This is a genomic window from Pectobacterium peruviense (assembly GCF_002847345.1).
In the GTDB taxonomy this organism is placed as follows: domain Bacteria; phylum Pseudomonadota; class Gammaproteobacteria; order Enterobacterales; family Enterobacteriaceae; genus Pectobacterium; species Pectobacterium peruviense.
Genome location: NZ_LXFV01000033.1, coordinates 1 through 18,147, shown reverse-complemented (window position 1 = coordinate 18,147; position 18,147 = coordinate 1). Strand labels below are relative to the sequence as shown.

The following is an 18,147-nucleotide window of genomic DNA, read 5'->3' as shown; positions in this document are numbered from 1 at the left end:
AATGAGCAGGTTGATGACGCAGAGAGAACGTTTCTGGTATGAGTGCGGTAGTTAGAAACGAGCTGGTTATACCAAGCCCGGCTCCATTGTACTGATCTCGCTGGAGCCGGTTTTTTTACCTCAATTACGGTTAGCTGATGGTTTTACTGAATGCATCGACGGCAATAATCGCGTGGGCGACGTCTTCAGCTGTTAACCCGCTGTCCAGATTCTTCAACGTATCGGCGTCGCTGCACGCCAGTTCACCCACTTTGATCAGATTCTCAAATGGCTCATTTTCCAGATGCAGATCTTTTAGCAGCGTCGGCATGTTAATCGCGCGGTAGAAGCGAATGTAGCGTGCAATTTCTTCGTCAGGACGTTGCTCCAGCACCATATGTGTCAGCGTGCCGTAGGCAACTTTTTCCCCGTGCGTGAGGTGGTGGATATCGCCTTTAATCGCGGTAAATCCGTTGTGGATGGCGTGAGCGCCGGCTAATCCACCATTCTCAAAGCCTAAACCGGAAAGCAGCGTGTTGGCTTCAACTACGGATTCCACTGCGGGCGTTACCACGCCTTTTTCCACCGCTTTGTAAGCGCTGTAGCCGTAGGTTAGCAGCGTTTTTTCGCAGGTTTCGGCAATCGCCATGCCTGCTAGCGTAGGTTTACCGCCCAGCATGGAAAGTGCGTGAGAGCGCAGAACCGCCTGTGCTTCGACAAAGGTTGCCAGACCATCGGCAATGCCGGAGGCAAACAGGCGTGCGGGTGCCTGCGCGCAGACGGCGGTATCGACCAATACCAGATCAGGATTCTTGTCATAAAAGCGATAGGATTCAAACACGCCCTCGTCGGTGTAGATGACGGACAGCGCGCTGCACGGTGCATCCGTTGAGGCCACGGTAGGGACAATCGCCACATTATGTTTTAGCTCATCGGCGACCGCTTTCGCTGTATCCAGCGTTTTACCGCCACCTAACCCAACAACAATGTTCGTGCCCGCGTCGCGCGCGAGCTTAGCAAGACGGGTGATTTCGTTGCTGGATGCTTCACCGTTAAAACGCTCGTAATGGTGGCCAATGCTCGCCTGTTTGAGGGACGCATCAACGCGCTGGCCGATGATGTCCCAAACAACGCCGTCCGCCATCAGAAACGCTTTTGTTCCCAGCGGCTTGAGCTGTTCACCCAGTTCATCCAGCACGCCGCGCCCCTGAACATATTTTCTAGGTGAAGAGAAAATGAAATGACTCATGTTATCTACCTCGATGATGTGGTTTGAGAAGTGATGCAGTATTGAATTCGAGTGAATCATGGAAGGCGGTTGCGTTACGCGCATGATGACGAAACGAGTTGACGGTAGTGATGGGGGAAACTAAAGCGCAGCGCGACTTCCTGAAACAGGACTGATTTAAGGTATAGCATAGTCGATAAACGTCAGATGGACGAAAAGAGCGGAATGAGAGCGTGAGACTAAACCATGAATATCATAGGGTTGGTGTATGACGATACCGTGATTTCCACCAGACATACGTTTCCTTACCCGTTTATGCGGGAGTTCAAAAGGGATATGATGACTTCGTCGTTACAAATGAATGCGCTCTTCCAACCATCGATCACCGAGGTGTTTGCATGTCGTCTCCTATTGATATCGTCGAAAAGAAGCTGCTATCCGATAACTGGTATATTCTGAATAAATATACTTTTGATTTAAAAAGAAATAATGGTGGCGTAGTGCGCCAGGTCCGTGAGGTTTACGACCGAGGTGATGGTGCGACGATTCTGCTGTACCACCGGGCGAAAGGCACGGTGATTCTGACACGACAGTTCCGTATTCCCACTTACGTTAACGGTAACGAAAGCGGCATGCTGCTGGAAGCCTGCGCTGGTTTGCTGGACGACCATTCGCCCGAAGAATGTATCCGTAACGAGTCAATCGAAGAAACTGGCTATGCAGTCGGCAATGTGGAAAAGCTGTTCGATGCTTATATGTCGCCGGGCAGCGTAACGGAGCGACTGCACTTTTTCGCCGCTGAATACGATGAGTCTCTGCGGGATAATGCGGGCGGCGGTGTGGAAGATGAAGATATCGAAGTGCTGGAGCTGCCGTTCAGCGAAGCCGTTGAAATGATGAACGATGGCCGGATTAAAGACGGCAAGACCATCATGTTGCTACAGCACGCCATCATCCACGGCTGGTTTGCCAAAGGATAAACGTATTTTATGGCACACGGATCTCTCCGTGTGCCGTTTGATTTGTAGTGGTAGCGTTTTCATTTTTGGGTAATTCCGCAGTGACGATGTGATTATGCCGATTATTACCTGAGTAAACGTTTTGTTTGTTCTTCTTTTTCTTGTTTTTTACTTAAATTTCAATTGTATATGTTGGTTTTTAAGTCGGTTTTCATCACTTTTATCGGTCAGGTATAGACTTTTTTTGAGGAAACTTTTCCTAAATTTCTTGTATTGAGATCGAATATTCAGCTATTTCTCTCCCTGTTGTGTGACCCGTATCACTGGATGAAGGAATGTAAGCGGTGTAACTCGTTGCTTCATTATGCAGTAACTCATATTCTCTCTTTACAAAAAGTAAAGAAGGACTGCGCTGATGAAGATCAAGAATAAAGTATCTACCCTATTTGCAGTTTCATTTTTCACGCTCGGCTTATCGAGTCAAAGCCTGGCTGCTGACGTCACCGTATGGGCTTGGGATCCTAACTTCAATGTTGCGGCAATGCATGAAGCTTCATCGATATATAAAAAAGCTGATCCAAGTTTCAGCCTGAAAGTGATCGACTCAGGTAAAGAAGATATTGAACAGAAATTAAATACCATGTTGGCTTCTGGGGTTAAAAATGTTCTTCCTGATATTGTGCTTATAGAAGATTATAATGCACAGAAATACCTTCAGGCTTACCCTGACGCGTTTGTGCCATTGCAGGATGCCATCGATTACAGTCAGTTCGCGCCTTATAAAACGAAAGTGATGACGATAGGGAATAAGGTTTACGGTGTTCCCTTTGATTCCGGCGTGGCAGGGATGTTCTATCGGCTCGATTATCTGGAAGCTGCCGGATATAAAGAGAGTGATATGGTGAACATTACCTGGGATAAATACATTGAGATCGGCAAGAAGATAAAAGAAAAAACTGGCGTTGATATGCTGACTTACGATATGAACGATGTTGTTCTTCCTCATATTATGATGCAGTCTGGTGGAGAATGGTTCTTCGATAATCAAGGCCAAATTAATCTCACCAAAAACGCGGCATTGAAAGAAACGTTAAAAACGATTAAAGCGATTAACGACGCGAAAATTGCACGTCCTATTTCTGGCTGGTCGAGTTTTGTTGGTAGTTTTAATGCTGGGAAATCGGCGAGTGTGGTTTCCGGTGTATGGGTGATTGGCTCAATTAAAAGTGCCGAAGATCAGAAAGGAAAATGGCGTGTTGCGCCGATTCCACGGTTAAATCTCGACAAAGCGGTGCGAGCATCTAATCAAGGTGGGTCGAGTTGGTATGTATTAAAGGACGGCAAAAACACCCAACAGGCGATTGAATTCCTGAAAAAAACATTCGCAGCGGATAGTGATATGTATCAAACCCTTTTGGTTGATCGCGGCGCGCTTGCAACCTTCCTTCCTGCCACTTCTGGCCCCGCTTATGCAGTAAAAGATCCGTTCTTTGGTGGGCAGCCCGTGTTTGCTGATTTCTCTAAATGGGTGACTGAAATCCCACAGGTCTCCTATGGTATGTATACCCAGGAAGTTGATAACGCGATTGCCGCTGAAATACCCGCATTACTGAAAGGCGATTCTGTTGATGACGTTTTAAAACGCGCCGAAACTGCATTAAAAAGTCAGATTATGCAGTAGTGAGTCTGAGCTTGGGGACAGCGAGTCCCCAGGCACTTCTCTCCAGAAATCTATGGTGTGATAATGATGTATAAACCTAAAATGAATAGGCTTTATAACATCAACGGCTGGGCGTTTGTCTCTATAGCTGTTGGGTTAATTGCCCTAATGACGATATACCCTATTTTCAAATCGCTTTGGCTTTCCTTTCAGTCTGGCCGTGGTGTGGTGACGCAATTCGTCGGCCTGGGAAATATCATTCGTTTATTTAATGATCCGATGTTTAAAACGGCGCTTTGGAATACACTGACGTTTCTGGTGATCCAGGTGCCGATTATGATTTTGCTATCATTAGCGATTTCTTCTTGCCTGAATTCTTCGCAGCTTAAATATCGCCAGTGGTTTAGAATTGCGATTTTTTTACCCTGTGTGACGTCGCTGGTAGCCTACTCGATTCTATTTAAGAGTATGTTTGAACTGGATGGCGTGATTAATTCATTCTTGATGTTTATTCATGTCATTGACGATCCTATTCCGTGGCTCTCCGATCCTTTCTGGGCGAAGGTGACCATCATTATCGCCATCACATGGCGTTGGACGGGATACAATATGATATTTTATCTTTCCGCCATGCAGAATATTGATAAATCGATTTATGAAGCCGCCAGAGTCGATGGTGTTAGTCCAATCAAGCAATTTATTTTTATCACCATACCATTATTGAAGCCGGTCATTCTTTTTACCAGTGTGACATCAACGATTGGTACACTACAGTTGTTTGATGAAGCCATGAATATCACGAATGGCGGTCCGGCAAATGCGACCCTGACATTATCGCTTTATATTTATAATCTGTCGTTTAAATTTGTACCTAATTTTGGTTATGCGGCAACAGTTTCGTACGTGATTGTCGTTTTTTCAGCCATATTGGCGCTGATTCAATTTAAAGCGGCACGGAAGGGATAATATGAGAAAAAGTAAAATTAACAGCATATTGATGCATGCTTTTCTCGTGTTGATGAGCATTTTCTCACTTTTTCCGTTCTATTGGATGGTGGTATCCAGTACCAATAGCACCAGCCAAATCAATATGGGGAAATTTACGTTTGGCGATCAGCTAGTGGTCAATTTCACCAACTTGACGAGTCAGGTGGATCTCGCGTTGATATTTTGGAATACATCAAAAATTGCGCTGATCAGCACCGTATCGACGCTTGTGGTGTGCTCCATTGCGGGTTATGCATTTGAGATTTATTCCAGTAAACATCGTGAACGTGTCTATGTCGCACTATTAGCGACGATGATGATTCCGTTTGCGGCGTTAATGATCCCACTCTTCACCATGTTTGGTAAGGCGGGTTTACTGGACACACACTTTGCCGTGATTATGCCGACGGTGGCAGGGGCATTTATTATTTTCTACTTTAGGCAGTGTACTAAAACGTTTCCGAGAGAGTTGATCGATGCTGCCCGCGTGGAAAGCGTCGCAGAGTGGAAAATTTTCCTGTATGTCTATGTGCCAATTATGCGAGCCAGCTATTCTGCTGCGTTTATCATTGTTTTCATGACGTCATGGAATGCTTTTCTCTGGCCGCTTATTGTCCTCCAGTCTACTGAATTAAAGACGATTAATCTGGTGCTATCCAGCTTTGCTTCGGCCTATTCTCCAGACTTCGGGCTTATTATGGTGGGAACGGTTATTTCTACTCTTCCTAGTTTGCTTATCTTCTTCGCCATGCAAAAGCAATTTATTGCCAGTATGACGGGCGCAGTGAAGTAATACACTCGCAATGGAAAATTAAGTTTGAGGTTCAATATGGCTGATATTTTACTAAAGAATATAGTGAAGCGTTACGATAAGACGGAAACGATCCATCGTATCAATCTTGAAATTAATTCAGGCGAATTTGTGGTATTTGTTGGCCCGTCTGGATGCGGTAAATCGACGTTGCTGAGAATGATCGCGGGATTGGAAGAAATAACGGATGGCGAGATCCATATTGATAATCGCGTAGTTAACCATTGCGATCCCGCAGAGCGGGGAATTGCAATGGTGTTCCAGTCATATGCGTTGTACCCGCATATGACGGTGGCTGAAAATATGGGGTTTGGGTTGAGAATGAACGGGCACCCCAAAGCTGAAGTCGAAAAAATGGTGCGAAAGGCTGCGATGACACTCCAGCTAGAAGCCTTGTTAGATCGGACACCGAAACAGCTATCTGGCGGCCAACGTCAACGCGTTGCGATTGGGCGGGCCATTGTGCGCGATCCTAAAGTGTTCTTATTCGATGAACCCTTATCGAACCTTGACGCCGAATTACGCGTTGAAATGCGTTTGCAGATTGCTCAGCTTCATCAGGAAATGCGTAACACCATGATTTATGTGACGCACGATCAAGTGGAAGCAATGACGTTGGCGGATAAAATCGTGGTGTTAAACAAGGGGGATATTGAGCAGGTCGGGACGCCGATGGAGCTATACCATAAGCCAGAAAATATTTTTGTCGCCGGTTTTATCGGTTCGCCGAATATGAATTTTCTACCCGGTGAAGTTTTACAGGTTGAAGGAAATAACGTGAGCATCTTGATTAATAAGCTCAATACGCTTTCCATTAATCTGGCTAGCCACGGATTGCGTGTCGATCAGAAAATTACCGTGGGTATTCGCCCTGAACACCTGAGTATTGATCCGGAAGGAGGAGATGTCAGCCTGTCGATCAATAGCGAAGTAACAGAAAGGCTGGGTAATGCCACGTATATTTTTGGTACTTACTCTGGCGTTAATCATTTTAAAGTACATTTGTCAGGTGACAATAGTATTGTGCCTTACTCAACGATCCCGCTCACATGTCGTAGTGAACATCTGCATTTTTTTGATGAAAATGGGAAGCGAATGAATTAACTATAAATAACTGGTTGTATGGGGATCAATAACGCCATAGAAAATGCTACGTTGACTCAGTGGAAGAGTCATGAATTTAACTAAGCAGCCGTTTGTATTCACATCAGCTGCTTATTTTACTATGCGATATTTATTTTTATAAATATCGTCCTCTGTTTTTAATCTGTCCCTAGAAATACCCTAAATAATTCGAGTTTCAGAAAGGCGGCAAGGGAAGGAATCCCGATGAGCTTACTCAAGTAAGTGATTCGGGCGAGTGAACGCAGCCAACGCATATGTAACTTGAAGTATGACGGGTATATTTACGTGATAAATACCATTTAAGAGTATCGCCTCAAGGAGAAATGAATGAAAAAGAATAATTATTCAGGAATGATCTCTATATTGTTAATGTTATTTATAGGGTTCATGGCAGCCAATGTGGCGAAAGCCGCGCAGCCGTTTGCTTATGGCGCGGATATTGGTTGGGTAAAGCAATTGGAAGATCGGGGGGTGACCTGGCGTGACGATGCGGGAGCTCAGCGCGATGTATTACAGATACTGCGGGATCACGGCGTAAACTCTGTACGGCTACGCATTTTCGTTAATCCTGACCCCAGTGCACTATGGCATAAAGATAATACGACCTGGACGATGCTCGGTTATACGGATAAAACTCGCGTGGTGGATGCCGCTCAGCGTGCCAAAGCGATGGGAATGCGTGTCATGGTAGATTTCCACTACAGTGATGTCTTCGCGGATCCAGGTCATCAAATAAAGCCAGCCGCGTGGGCGAACTACAATATTAGCCAATTAACTACGGCCGTTTATAACCACACACATGAGGTGATGACTGCGCTCATTTCCGCTGGCGTGACGCCGGAATGGGTGCAGGTTGGTAACGAAATGAACCCGGGTATTTTACTACCGGAAGGGAGCACAAGTCGGTTTGCCAATTTAACGCAGCTACTGAATGCGGGCTATGATGCGGTTAAAGCGGTCAGCCCTTCCTCTAAGGTGATCAGCCATTTGGCGCATGGGGATAATAATTCAAACTCTCGCTGGTTTTTTGACAATTTCCTCACCACGCACGGTGGGAAAACCGATGTGATTGGCTTTTCATTCTATCCCTACTGGGAGGGGAAAAATTATTGGGAGCTCACCGGCGCACTGGCTAGCAACCTCAATGATATGGCGAGCCGCTATGGTAAGGAAGTCATGGTCGTTGAAGTCGGCGGCTTGGAAACTAACCCGACAGACAGTTACTGGACGATTAGGGATACGATTAATCTTGTTAAAGCGGTGCCGGGAAATAAAGGCATCGGGGTTTTTTATTGGGAACCTGCGGGTAATGCCAATGTGCTGCTGGATGGCTATGCATTAGGCGCAACGACACAAGTTTCAGCCAATGTATTGCAATTTACCCGAGCACTGGACGCGTTTGCCGAATCACAAATCAATTTTATTAACGGAACCCGTTATAAGATCGCTAATCGGCATAGTGGTAAATCGCTTAATGTCGTGAGCGGTTCACATGAAGACGGCGCATTTGTTGAACAATACAGTGACGGTAACTGGGACAGTCAGCGTTTTTATTTTAACGCGATTGGCAATGGTTACTTCAATCTGGTGAATGTTAATAGTGGAAAGTACATTGATATTGATTCCAGCGCCAATGAAGATGGTGCGCAAATTCTCCAAATGTATAACACCGGTCATTTTAGCCAGCAGTGGCTGATTTTGGATGCCGGCGATGGCTATTATAAAATTCTGAATAGGAACAGTGGGAAGCTTTTGGATATTAACAGCCGTTCGATAGAGAATGGTGCATCAGGTATTCAATGGCATGATAACGGGGGATGGAATCAGCTGTGGACAATAACGGCTAATTGATGCCCGTCGGCCGCGTAATTTCTTTGCGTGGCCGCATTATCTTTTCAGGTAAGTGTGCCGAGTCGCGTAACCAACACAGTCAACTTGACGTATGACGGATATATAAGTAGGTACCGTTATATCGTGCTGAGTGTGAAACTTTCACGCCAAACCATGTCATAACCAATCTGTACGTGTTTCTTATAATGGCGTCCCGCCACGAGTTCTAAAAACAGATCGACGGCGGCTTCGCCCATTTCAGTGGGGTAGAGTCGCATTGTGGTTAGGCTGGGGCTGAGGTGCTGTGCCATGGGGATATCATTCATTCCAATCACTTTTATTTGTCTGGGAATGGAAATGCCTTTCTCTTGAATCGCGCGGTACACGCCGATAGCGATAATGTCTGTCGCGGCGAACACAACATCGGGCCATTCTTTTTGTTGCAGCAACTCATTCATCGCCTGATAGCCGGATGCAATACAGAATAGCTGACTGACCTTACACCGTGATTCATGGTAGATACCGTATTTTTGGGTTATTTCTTGAAATACATGCAGCCGACTCTCATTGTTCCCGATGAATGCAGGGCGCTCAGCACCGCTCTTAACAATGTAGTGTAATACTTCGCGTGCAGCCGCTTTCCGGTCAAAAATCACGGCGTCACATTTTTTATTGAGGGGAGCCGAATCGATAAAAATCAGGTTTTTATTTAATGAATAGATTAAGGCGATGTCATCATCGCTAAAATGCCCTACGCAAATGATCGCCTGCGCCTGAGATAACGTATGACTATTGGATGATAAGTTTGTGGTGAATATATTTCGCAACGAAATAGCAAAATGGTGGCAGCGATTTTCAATGCCAATGCGCATTGCGGTAAAATAAGGATCGTTGAGTTCTTCAGAAGGCGTAAGAAAGTGGACGACGGCGAGATGTAATAAATTGTCGTTATCCATTTTAAAATGAGATCGTACAACAAGCGAGTTCTCTAACCTTTTTTTCTGCTGCTTGCGTTGTGTAGGCGATAAATAGGCCAACTCATGGGCAATGTTCTTGATGAGCTGGCGTTTTTCTTTGGTTACCGACAGACTGGGGTCGTTATTAAGCACGCGAGAAACGGTTGATGCCGCCACTCCCGCTTTTTGGGCAATATCTCTAATCGTTGTCACAAAAAATTTTCCATAATTTTCCTATGAAACGGATATTAGCCAATGATTAATTAATTTAACATCCTCATTATTCAAAAGTACGAGTAAATCGTCAGAAATCTGATGGTTGCCAATATCAATGACTGTACCCACGTTGTCACAGTACCGTTGAGAAAAAGGCCTGCGTACGGCGGTTTTGCGGGGCATCGAGTAGCTGTCTGACTGGGCCAGTTTCGACAATTCTGCCATTTTCCATAAACACGATGTTATCGGCGATCTCACGGGCGAAACCGATCTCGTGTGTGACGATGACCATCGTAATACCGGAATGCGCCAGCTTTTTAATGACCTGAAGCACTTCGCCGACCAGTTCCGGGTCTAACGCCGAAGTCGGTTCGTCAAAGAGCATCACCTGAGGATTCATGGCGAGGGCGCGGGCAATGGCCACCCGCTGCTGTTGGCCACCGGAAAGCTGGTGCGGCCAATCGTCGGCTTTTTCTACGAGTCCAACCTGTCGCAGCAGCGAATACGCCTGATCGAACACCTCCTGCCGAGCGCGTTTTTTGACACGCAGCGGGGCATCGCTAACGTTTTGCAGCACGGTACGGTGAGGGAACAGGTTAAAGTGCTGAAATACCATACCAATCTTGCTGCGCTGGGCCGCGACCTGTTTGTCACTCAATTCATAGAGCCGATGGCCTTTCTGCCGATACCCGACCAGCGTATCGCCAACGCAAATAGTGCCGCCATCGAGCTTTTCGAGGTGGTTAATACAGCGTAGCAGCGTTGATTTACCCGCGCCGGACGGACCCAGAATCGCAGTAACCGAACCCGCCTCCATCTGCAAATCGATGTCATCTAAAATCAGGTTTCCCGACAGGGATTTACGCACGTTCCGTAGTGTAATGGCCTCGCCCATAGTTGCGTTTCCTTCATGATTCATTGAGTGCATGACATTGTTCGCCAGTCGTTGATGCGCGATTGCCCGCCGGTTCAGGTGCTGGGGGATTCGCTGGGCTGTGGCCTGTTCGTTGGCTGAGCACGTTGGGTAAACCTGGCGGCACGCAGTTTGCGGCTTTTACCTGGCTTGTTGCGTTTGAGCGTCGAACGGCCGAAATAGCGTTCAACATAGTATTGGCCGACAGACAGCACGGAGGTCAGTAGCAGATACCAGATAGTGGCAACCAGCAGCAGCGGGATGACTTCATAGGTTCGCTGATAAATGATCTGTGCCGAGTACAGCACATCCTGAAGTGAAATCACCGAAACCACCGCTGTGGTTTTCAGTTGGCCGATGACCTCATTGCCCGCCGGAGGCAGGATGGCGCGCATCGCCTGCGGCAGAACGGTGTAGAAGAATATCTGCGGTTTACGGTACCCCAATGCTCTGGCGGCTTCCAACTGACCGGGGTTGACGCTCTGAATACCTGCGCGAACAATCTCCGCCGCATACGCAGATTGATGCATAACCAGCGCCAGCACGGCGGCATTAAACGGGCTGATGAGCGTATTGCCAGGAACGCTGAAAACCTCGCCGAAGAATGGCAGCGAGAGTGAAACCGTCGGGTAGAGCGCTGCAATGTTGTACCAGAGAAACAGCTGCACCAGCGTGGGGACGCCACGGAAAAACCAAGTGTAGCCGCAACTGACTGCCACCAGCACGGGGTTGCTGGATAGGCGCATCAGCGCCAGTATCGTGCCGCCGCCAAAGCCTAACACCACCGACATTGCGGTCAGTTTCAGCGTCATGATGACGCCCTGAAGAATGGAGTCTTCCGTAAAACTGTCCACAACGACCCGCCATTCAAAGCGGGGGTTGTTCAGTACAGAATGGGCGATAGCGCCCAATAGCAGCAGAACCAGCAGGGCGCTGAGCCAGCGCCCGTAGTGTCGGTTGGCGACGATATGCAGTTCCTGATGTGGTGAGGGGACACTCATCCGAAAATCTCTGCGTTACGTTTCGCCTCTGGGACCGCGCCGTATCCGATATCCCACTTATCCAAAATCTTCTGATAGGTGCCGTCTTTAATCAGCGAATTCAATGCGGCCTGAACGGCGTCTTCCAGAGCAGAATCTTTAGGAAACGCAATAGAGACTGGCGCATCGTTGACGGCGATATCACCGCTGATGGCTAGCCGTTTGACCTGGCTCACCTGATAGCGTAACCCCTCATAAGGGCCGAAGAACAGCGGGACACGTCCGCTGATCACCGCCTGTACGCCGGATGGACGATCGGGGAAGATCGCAATTTTGATCGCGTCTTTCTGTTCTGCAACACACTGCTTGTCGGCTTCTTGCAAGCGCAGTAGCTGAGTGGTACCGGCCCCTGCGCCAATGTCTTTACCGCACAGTGCGCTTAGGGAGGTAAATGGCGCGACGTTAGCGTCTTTAAGGGAAATGATGGCCAGTTTTGACGCGTTGAAATAGCCGATGAAGTCGATCTGCTCAAGGCGCTTCGGTGTTGCATTGATATTCGACAGTGCCACATCGTAACGGCCTGATTTTAAACCGGGAATAATATTGTCGAACCCACCGGTATCGTGCCAGTTCACCGGTACGCCCAGCCGGTCGCCAATCGCGTTCATGATATCGATCTCGCGGCCTGCCAGCGTTTTATTATCTTCCTGATAAAAGGTGGTTGGTGGCGTATTGGGGTTGGTGCCTGCCACGATAAATCCTTTTTGTAAGACGGCCTCTGGCACTTTTGCTTTTAAGGCCGCATCGGGCTGTATCTGAAAGGTGCGAGTCGTGGGGACGTTTTGATCGGCAGAGAAGACAGGCGGTAATACGGCAAGCATCAGTAATGGAAAGGCAAACAGGTTTTTTTTCATTATCTTTACCCAGATTAATTAGCATGTCCGTTTCATCGGACATGGAAAAATAAATGCATTTCTCTTATCAAAAGAAAAGGGACTGATGCGGTATGTGATTTGCCAAACGGCATTTTTTGACACCTTTCTCTTTTAATCTTCAGGGTAAAACCGGACAAATAAAAAAAGGTTATAAGTTATAAGAGGGCGATTTTGTTACTTTTGTTTTTGCAAGAAAAAGTAGGTGAGGTATTTTTTATCTTTAATAAACAGAGTGATAGAAGACGTTTTATTGTTCACACTTCAGTATGAAGACTAAAGAAGAAATATCGCAAAGCAAAGATGAACAGCAGATATACCCGATGCTCTGCCAGATGCTAATAGCAAAGACTCTACCCAACAGCAGCGTTTCGCCTGGCTAATGGGTGAGGCTTACTCTTGCGGAGCGATACGGACGATATGAATAATCAGGTACAGCATTTCGTCGTTAGAAATGTCGATATTGAGCAGGTTGTGAATATAGTCTTTGATCAGCCGGCTGCATTTATAAGCATCAGGATATTCTTTGGTGACCTGATCAAAAATAAAATCATCATTTGAATGAATCAGGCTGTTTTCCAACAGGCGCTGGATAAAGAATTGCATGTGCGTCAGGAAGCGTGAGTAGTTAATCGATTCTTTATCAATCACGATATGGAAGTTGTACTGGATGATATTAAAGATATCTTTCAGCATCTTGACCGACTGGAGCGTGTTCTCCATATTCTGGACGTCGGTTTGCGCGTTGACTAAATGAAACGCGATATTGCCCGCTTCCTCTTCTGGCAATTCCAGCGTCATCTGCTGGTTAATGTCGTTGAGTGCCCGCGAGGCAATCGCAAATTCCTGCGGGTAGAACCGCTTTACCTCATAAAGCAGACGATTTTGTATGCTGATGCCTTTGCGATAACGCTCAATCGCAAAGCTGATATGGTCGATCAGCGTAAAAAAGACCTGCTCGCTCAAGCGGCCATGAAGCTGTCGGTTCGCATCATCAATAATCTTATTCACGATGTGAACATATTCTTCCCCGACGTGCTCAATCAAACGGGCAAATTCACGTGGTGACGTGCCATCCTTGAGAATAAAGGTTTTCTCAATTTTGGCAGGATCGAGAATATCTCCGGTCTTGCTGTTAAAACCGATCCCTTTTCCCATGACAATGATTTCGTTGTTATCTGCATCAGAAGATAACACCAGGCTATTGTTCAGTATTTTTATTGCTTTTATCGGTTCAGCCATCATGCGTTTCTTGAGTGATATCAGTGGGAACGTGAGTGAAATAATAACCTATTTCTTCTCTTTCATGTTGCGGGTGGTGGTCCCGCAACATAAGTGATTCAGAGTAGGGCTTATCCCCGTTTTAACACGGTGTTCTGGGGCATCAGCATTAGGGCTCGCAGGGAAATAACTGCGCACCGTTTGATGCTATGACACCCTGATACCAGTAAAAACTTTTCTTTTTGATACGGCGCAGGTCTTTCAGATCGAATTCATCGCGGTTCACATAAATAAACCCGTAGCGCTTACCGTAGCCTTGATGGGTGCTGACCACATCGATCGCCGACCACGGACAATAGCCAATCAGATCAACGCCATCGCTGATGGCGAGCTGCATTTGTTCAATATGACGGGCAATAAAATCGATACGGTATTGATCGTTGATTGTACCGTCTGCCTCAAGTTTATCCGGCGCGCCCATACCGTTTTCTGTAATCAATATCGGCAGATGGTAGCGCTCGTAGGTTTTACGTAATGTTAAGCGCAAGCCAACAGGATCGATGACCCAGCCATAGGGCGTTTTATCAACGTGCGGATTTTCCGCCGCGCGATAGACGCCGGGTTCACCCAGCATGATTTGCTGATCGCCCGCGCGGGCGCTGACGTCCGATGCATCGCCTTTGCTAGCGGCAATGGTTGCGGTGGAATAGTAATTGATCGCCACGTAGTCGGGCTTTCCTGACTGTAGGATCTCGTCATCGCCGGGTAATGTCTCCGGAGCCAAACCACGATCTTCCAGATAACGCCAGGCCAGCGCGTTGTAGCGACCGTGCACAGCGACATCCAGAAAGCTCCAGCAGCGCAGCGTTTCCCAGTTGTGCGCAGCGATAGCGTCTTCCGGTTTGCTGGTGGCCTGATACATCGATGTGGTGTTGATCGCCGGACCAATCAAACCGTTGGGTGCGAGTTCGTGACACAACGCCATGACCTGCGCCTGCGCGAGCATCATGTGGTGATTCTGCTGATACAGAGCTTTTTTGGATGGCAAAACGCCGCCTTCCGGCAAGCCAATTGCGCCGGGATGCAGAATCATGGTGTTCTGCTCATTAATCGTTAGCCAGTATTTAACCTTGTCACCGAAATGCGTAAATAGCGTGCGGGCGTAGTGAACAAAGGCATCAATCGTGGCGCGATTTTGCCAGCCGCCCTGTGCCTCAAGACAATAAGGCAAATCGAAATGATAGAGCGTGACGACCGGTTCGATACCGTGCGCGTTCAGCTCATCAATTAGCTCGTTGTAAAACGCGATGCCCAGCGGATTTACTGCACCGGTGCCATCGGGAAGAATACGCGTCCAGGCGATAGAGAAACGGTAAGCCTTCAATCCCAGCTCCGCAAAAAGTTGCACATCGTCTTTAAACCGATGGTAGTGATCGCTGGCTACGGTGAAGTCAGCGGTGTTTTCCGGGTGCTGACACTTATCAATGATCGACGGGCTTTTCCCATCGGCCTGCCAGCCACCTTCAACCTGATAAGCCGATGTCGACGCTCCCCACAGAAAGCCTGCTGGGAAATGTTTTTGCTGTTGATAGTGCATATTTTTCTCACATCAAGAAAGACGGTAGAGGCATTGGGTAGGGCACCCAATGCCTCTATACCCGTCATACTTCAAGCTGCATGTGCGTTAACTGCGTTCAGTCACCCGAATCACTTACCTGAGTAAGCTCATCGGGATTCCTTCCCTTGCCGCCTTCCTGCAACTTGAATTATTTAGTGTATATGGGCGATCAAGCGTTCACGTTAATGATGGTATCCATCGGAGCGATCGGCTGTGGCGCGGTGCAGACGACGCTAGCGTATTCATCGCTGTTGATGATCACGACTGGCGTAATCGGGTCATAGCCCAAACGCGTTATCTCATGCAGATCGAAGCTAATTAACCTGTCTCCAGCGGTGACACGGTCGCCCGGTTTGATATAGCCGGTAAAATGCTTACCGTTGAGGTTCACGGTATCGAGACCGACATGAATCAGTAATTCCAGACCGTTATCCGCGCGGATACCGACAGCATGTTTGGACTCAAGGAACGTGATGATCTCGCCACTGATGGGCGCGACGACTTCACCGTTGTCTGGAATAATCGCAACGCCTTGCCCCAGTAATCCCTGTGAGAATACGTCATCGTTGATGTCGCTCAGCGCGACCAGCTTGCCGGACAGCGGGCTGAGAATAGCTTGCGGTTCAGTGTGTCCTTCTGTGGCCTGCGAGTTTTGTGTGGTATCAACTGCTGGTACAGATTGGCACGCGTCTGATTGGGTCGAGTCGGTTTGGGCGTTGTCAGCTTCATCCACCGGATCGTCGAATCCCATAATCCAGGTGAGCGCAAACGTGACGACAATCGCAATGGCGCAGGTGATCAGCGCATGTACGATGTTCATCGGGTTTTCACCAATAAAAGCAGGCAGTGCTGCCAGCCCCGGTGAGACGAAGGCGTAGCGAACCAGACCCGCTAAACCGGCATAGATGCCCGCACAGCCCCCGCCAATCATGGCGGCAATCAGCGGTTTCTTCAGTTTCAGCGTTACCCCGTATAAGGAAGGTTCGGTTATACCCAGCAGGGCGGTGAAACCCGCAGAAGAAGCCAGCTGTTTCAGATTCTTGTTCTTGGTTTTAAACGCGACGCACAGTGTGGCGGCACCCTGAGCAATGTTTGAAGCCAGCATGCCGGGACCGTTAATCATCTCGAAACCGTTGCGGGTAAGCTGCGAGGTGGCAATCGGCGTCATCGCCCAGGCCGTACCAGTGATCACCAGGAACGGTTGCAGGCCACCCATCAACATCGGAATGAGCCAGCTTGCCTTTCCGTCAATAATGGCAGCACCGCTGGCGACTAAATCGTTGAGGAAAATACCGAAAGGCCCAATCACTACCAGCGCCAACGGTGCGGTAAACAGCAGCACGATCATTGGCTTGGTGAAAAAGGTGATCATCGAGGGCGAAATTTTTTCAGCGAAGCGCTCGATGTAGGACATGATCCACACGGTGAGGATGATCGGTAACACCGATCCGGCATAGTCCGCCAGCCGAACGGGAATACCGATAAAACTGATCGGCCCGCCTGATGCGAGTAACTGAGCCAGATTTGGGTGCAGCAAGGCACCCGCAATCGTCATCGCCAGAATCGGGTTACAGGCGAACTTGATGGAGGCACCGTAGGCCAGCAGCACGGGGAGGAAGAAGAAGGCCGCATCGGAGATGGTGTCTAGCAGGCGATAAGTCGTGCTGTCGGCGGAAATTAATCCGGTCAGTTTGAGGATCGCCAGCAGCGCTTTGATCATCCCCGCGCCGGTAATCGCTGGAATAACGGGGGTGAAGGTGGTGGAAATTACGCTGATGATTTGCGTAAAAATGCCGCCTTTCTTCTGCCGATCTTTGCTAGCGGTACTGCGCTGGCTATTCATCTCGCCAATCTCGTTCAAAATCGCCCGGTAGGTGATTTGAACGTCGTTGCCGATCACCACCTGAAACTGACCGCCGCGATCGACGACACTGATGACGCCGGGGAGTTTGGCAATCGCTTCTGCCTGTACGGCATGGCTATCGTTGAACTCAAAACGTAAACGAGTGGCGCAGTGGGTCAGTTTGCTGACATTCTGCTTGCCGCCGCTCAACGCGAGTATGTCGACCCCAAGTTTTTGATAATTCATTTTTTGATAATTCATAGTTTCACCCTGTGTTGACGCCAATTAGGCCAAAAAAAAAGACCAAAATAAAAATGCACCTCTTAAAAAGAGGAAATGCATTTTTACTTTGGTCTTGCCTGCCGTAGCAGTAGCACGCCGCGATAAAAATAGGCTGGTGCAACGTGTTGTGTTGCGCCGCAATATCAGCATGCGGCGCCAGAGTCATGCAATGTACTCAGGTGAATTAATTGATCTGGATCACAAACAATATCGCCGTTTACGATCCTTTTGCGGGTTATATCGCAGTCTTACTTCGCTGCAATATAACCCATCACAATACTAACTCAGCAGCGCCAGCGCTTTTGCGACCACGTTATCCACGGTGAAGCCGAATTCTTCGAACAACAGTTCAGCCGGAGCCGACTCGCCGAAGCTCGTCATACCAACAATCGCGCCGTTCAGGCCGACGTACTTGAACCAGTAGTCTGCGATACCCGCTTCAATCGCTACACGCGCCGCTACCGCTTTCGGCAGTACTGCTTCACGGTAAGCCGCATCCTGCTTGTCGAATGCATCCGTTGACGGCATCGACACCACGCGCACCTTGCGGCCAGCGGCAGTCAGTTTATCGTACGCACCAACAGCCAGCTCGACTTCAGAGCCGGTG

At 48.1% G+C, this 18,147-nt stretch carries 15 protein-coding genes; 6 read left to right on the top strand and 9 right to left on the bottom strand.

All coding sequences use genetic code 11. From position 1 onward, the window contains the following. Positions 1-130: 130 nt before the first annotated feature. Positions 131-1,228, bottom strand: a complete 1,098-nt coding sequence (locus tag A0G03_RS19250) for a glycerol dehydrogenase (RefSeq protein WP_048258855.1) — start codon at positions 1,226-1,228, stop codon at positions 131-133. Positions 1,229-1,605: 377 nt separating this feature from the next. Here A0G03_RS19250 and nudK point away from each other — a divergent pair, with 377 nt between their 5' ends. From nudK to A0G03_RS19220, 6 genes are all read left to right on the top strand, one after another. Further along, the gene (gene nudK / locus A0G03_RS19245) at positions 1,606-2,187 is read left to right on the top strand and encodes a GDP-mannose pyrophosphatase NudK (RefSeq protein ID WP_048258856.1); all 582 of its coding nucleotides are present in this window, start codon (positions 1,606-1,608) and stop codon (positions 2,185-2,187) included. A gap of 394 nt (positions 2,188-2,581) precedes the next feature. Continuing rightward, positions 2,582-3,847 carry an extracellular solute-binding protein gene (locus A0G03_RS19240; RefSeq protein ID WP_048258857.1) on the top strand — a complete coding sequence of 422 codons (1,266 nt, stop codon included), beginning with the start codon at positions 2,582-2,584 and terminating at the stop codon, positions 3,845-3,847. Between the two features lie 63 nt (positions 3,848-3,910). Beyond that, positions 3,911-4,792 (top strand): carbohydrate ABC transporter permease, encoded by an 882-nt coding sequence (locus tag A0G03_RS19235; RefSeq protein WP_048258858.1) that lies wholly within the window; start codon positions 3,911-3,913, stop codon positions 4,790-4,792. A 1-nt stretch (position 4,793) separates the two neighbouring features. Then, entirely contained in the window at positions 4,794-5,606 is an 813-nt protein-coding gene (locus A0G03_RS19230) for a carbohydrate ABC transporter permease (protein WP_048258859.1), read from the top strand. Positions 5,607-5,642: 36 nt separating this feature from the next. Continuing rightward, positions 5,643-6,728: an ABC transporter ATP-binding protein gene (locus A0G03_RS19225; RefSeq protein WP_048258860.1), complete on the top strand. Its 1,086-nt coding sequence runs from the start codon at positions 5,643-5,645 to the stop codon at positions 6,726-6,728. Positions 6,729-7,076: 348 nt separating this feature from the next. Further along, on the top strand, positions 7,077-8,600 hold the full coding sequence (locus A0G03_RS19220) for a glycosyl hydrolase 53 family protein (protein WP_048258861.1): 1,524 nt from the start codon (positions 7,077-7,079) through the stop codon (positions 8,598-8,600). 116 nt (positions 8,601-8,716) lie between these two features. On the opposite strand, the gene A0G03_RS19215 is transcribed toward A0G03_RS19220, so the two are convergent. The 8 genes from A0G03_RS19215 to A0G03_RS19175 form a co-directional block, all read right to left on the bottom strand. After that, a complete protein-coding gene (locus tag A0G03_RS19215) occupies positions 8,717-9,748 on the bottom strand; it encodes a LacI family DNA-binding transcriptional regulator (protein WP_048258862.1) in 1,032 nt (343 codons plus the stop codon). Positions 9,749-9,884: 136 nt separating this feature from the next. Continuing rightward, positions 9,885-10,646 (bottom strand): amino acid ABC transporter ATP-binding protein, encoded by a 762-nt coding sequence (locus A0G03_RS19210; RefSeq protein ID WP_048258863.1) that lies wholly within the window; start codon positions 10,644-10,646, stop codon positions 9,885-9,887. Positions 10,647-10,720: 74 nt separating this feature from the next. Then, positions 10,721-11,665, bottom strand: coding sequence for an amino acid ABC transporter permease (locus tag A0G03_RS19205; RefSeq protein WP_048258864.1), 945 nt, complete (start codon positions 11,663-11,665; stop codon positions 10,721-10,723). Beyond that, a complete protein-coding gene (locus tag A0G03_RS19200) occupies positions 11,662-12,558 on the bottom strand; it encodes an ABC transporter substrate-binding protein (protein ID WP_048258865.1) in 897 nt (298 codons plus the stop codon). The genes A0G03_RS19205 and A0G03_RS19200 overlap by 4 nt, the downstream gene beginning before the upstream one ends. A gap of 411 nt (positions 12,559-12,969) precedes the next feature. Continuing rightward, positions 12,970-13,818 (bottom strand): BglG family transcription antiterminator LicT, encoded by an 849-nt coding sequence (gene licT, locus A0G03_RS19195; protein ID WP_080965214.1) that lies wholly within the window; start codon positions 13,816-13,818, stop codon positions 12,970-12,972. 148 nt (positions 13,819-13,966) lie between these two features. Then, the gene (locus A0G03_RS19190; RefSeq protein WP_048258866.1) at positions 13,967-15,394 is read right to left on the bottom strand and encodes a glycoside hydrolase family 1 protein; all 1,428 of its coding nucleotides are present in this window, start codon (positions 15,392-15,394) and stop codon (positions 13,967-13,969) included. A 190-nt stretch (positions 15,395-15,584) separates the two neighbouring features. Then, positions 15,585-17,504, bottom strand: coding sequence for a beta-glucoside-specific PTS transporter subunit IIABC (locus tag A0G03_RS19185; protein WP_048259006.1), 1,920 nt, complete (start codon positions 17,502-17,504; stop codon positions 15,585-15,587). A 315-nt stretch (positions 17,505-17,819) separates the two neighbouring features. Further along, positions 17,820-18,147, bottom strand: a 328-nt coding sequence (locus tag A0G03_RS19175; RefSeq protein WP_279628615.1) for a transketolase-like TK C-terminal-containing protein, incomplete at its 5' end; no start/stop codon positions are given.

What these genes read in the sequence shown, in the direction of transcription:
- A0G03_RS19250 (WP_048258855.1), bottom strand. Translation starts at nt 1,228, where the DNA reads ATGAGTCATTTCATTTTCTCTTCACCTAGAAAATATGTTCAGGGGCGC.
- nudK (WP_048258856.1), top strand. Translation starts at nt 1,606, where the DNA reads ATGTCGTCTCCTATTGATATCGTCGAAAAGAAGCTGCTATCCGATAAC.
- A0G03_RS19240 (WP_048258857.1), top strand. Translation starts at nt 2,582, where the DNA reads ATGAAGATCAAGAATAAAGTATCTACCCTATTTGCAGTTTCATTTTTC.
- A0G03_RS19235 (WP_048258858.1), top strand. Translation starts at nt 3,911, where the DNA reads ATGATGTATAAACCTAAAATGAATAGGCTTTATAACATCAACGGCTGG.
- A0G03_RS19230 (WP_048258859.1), top strand. Translation starts at nt 4,794, where the DNA reads ATGAGAAAAAGTAAAATTAACAGCATATTGATGCATGCTTTTCTCGTG.
- A0G03_RS19225 (WP_048258860.1), top strand. Translation starts at nt 5,643, where the DNA reads ATGGCTGATATTTTACTAAAGAATATAGTGAAGCGTTACGATAAGACG.
- A0G03_RS19220 (WP_048258861.1), top strand. Translation starts at nt 7,077, where the DNA reads ATGAAAAAGAATAATTATTCAGGAATGATCTCTATATTGTTAATGTTA.
- A0G03_RS19210 (WP_048258863.1), bottom strand. Translation starts at nt 10,646, where the DNA reads ATGGGCGAGGCCATTACACTACGGAACGTGCGTAAATCCCTGTCGGGA.
- A0G03_RS19205 (WP_048258864.1), bottom strand. Translation starts at nt 11,665, where the DNA reads ATGAGTGTCCCCTCACCACATCAGGAACTGCATATCGTCGCCAACCGA.
- A0G03_RS19200 (WP_048258865.1), bottom strand. Translation starts at nt 12,558, where the DNA reads ATGAAAAAAAACCTGTTTGCCTTTCCATTACTGATGCTTGCCGTATTA.
- licT (WP_080965214.1), bottom strand. Translation starts at nt 13,818, where the DNA reads ATGGCTGAACCGATAAAAGCAATAAAAATACTGAACAATAGCCTGGTG.
- A0G03_RS19190 (WP_048258866.1), bottom strand. Translation starts at nt 15,394, where the DNA reads ATGCACTATCAACAGCAAAAACATTTCCCAGCAGGCTTTCTGTGGGGA.
- A0G03_RS19185 (WP_048259006.1), bottom strand. Translation starts at nt 17,504, where the DNA reads ATGAATTATCAAAAACTTGGGGTCGACATACTCGCGTTGAGCGGCGGC.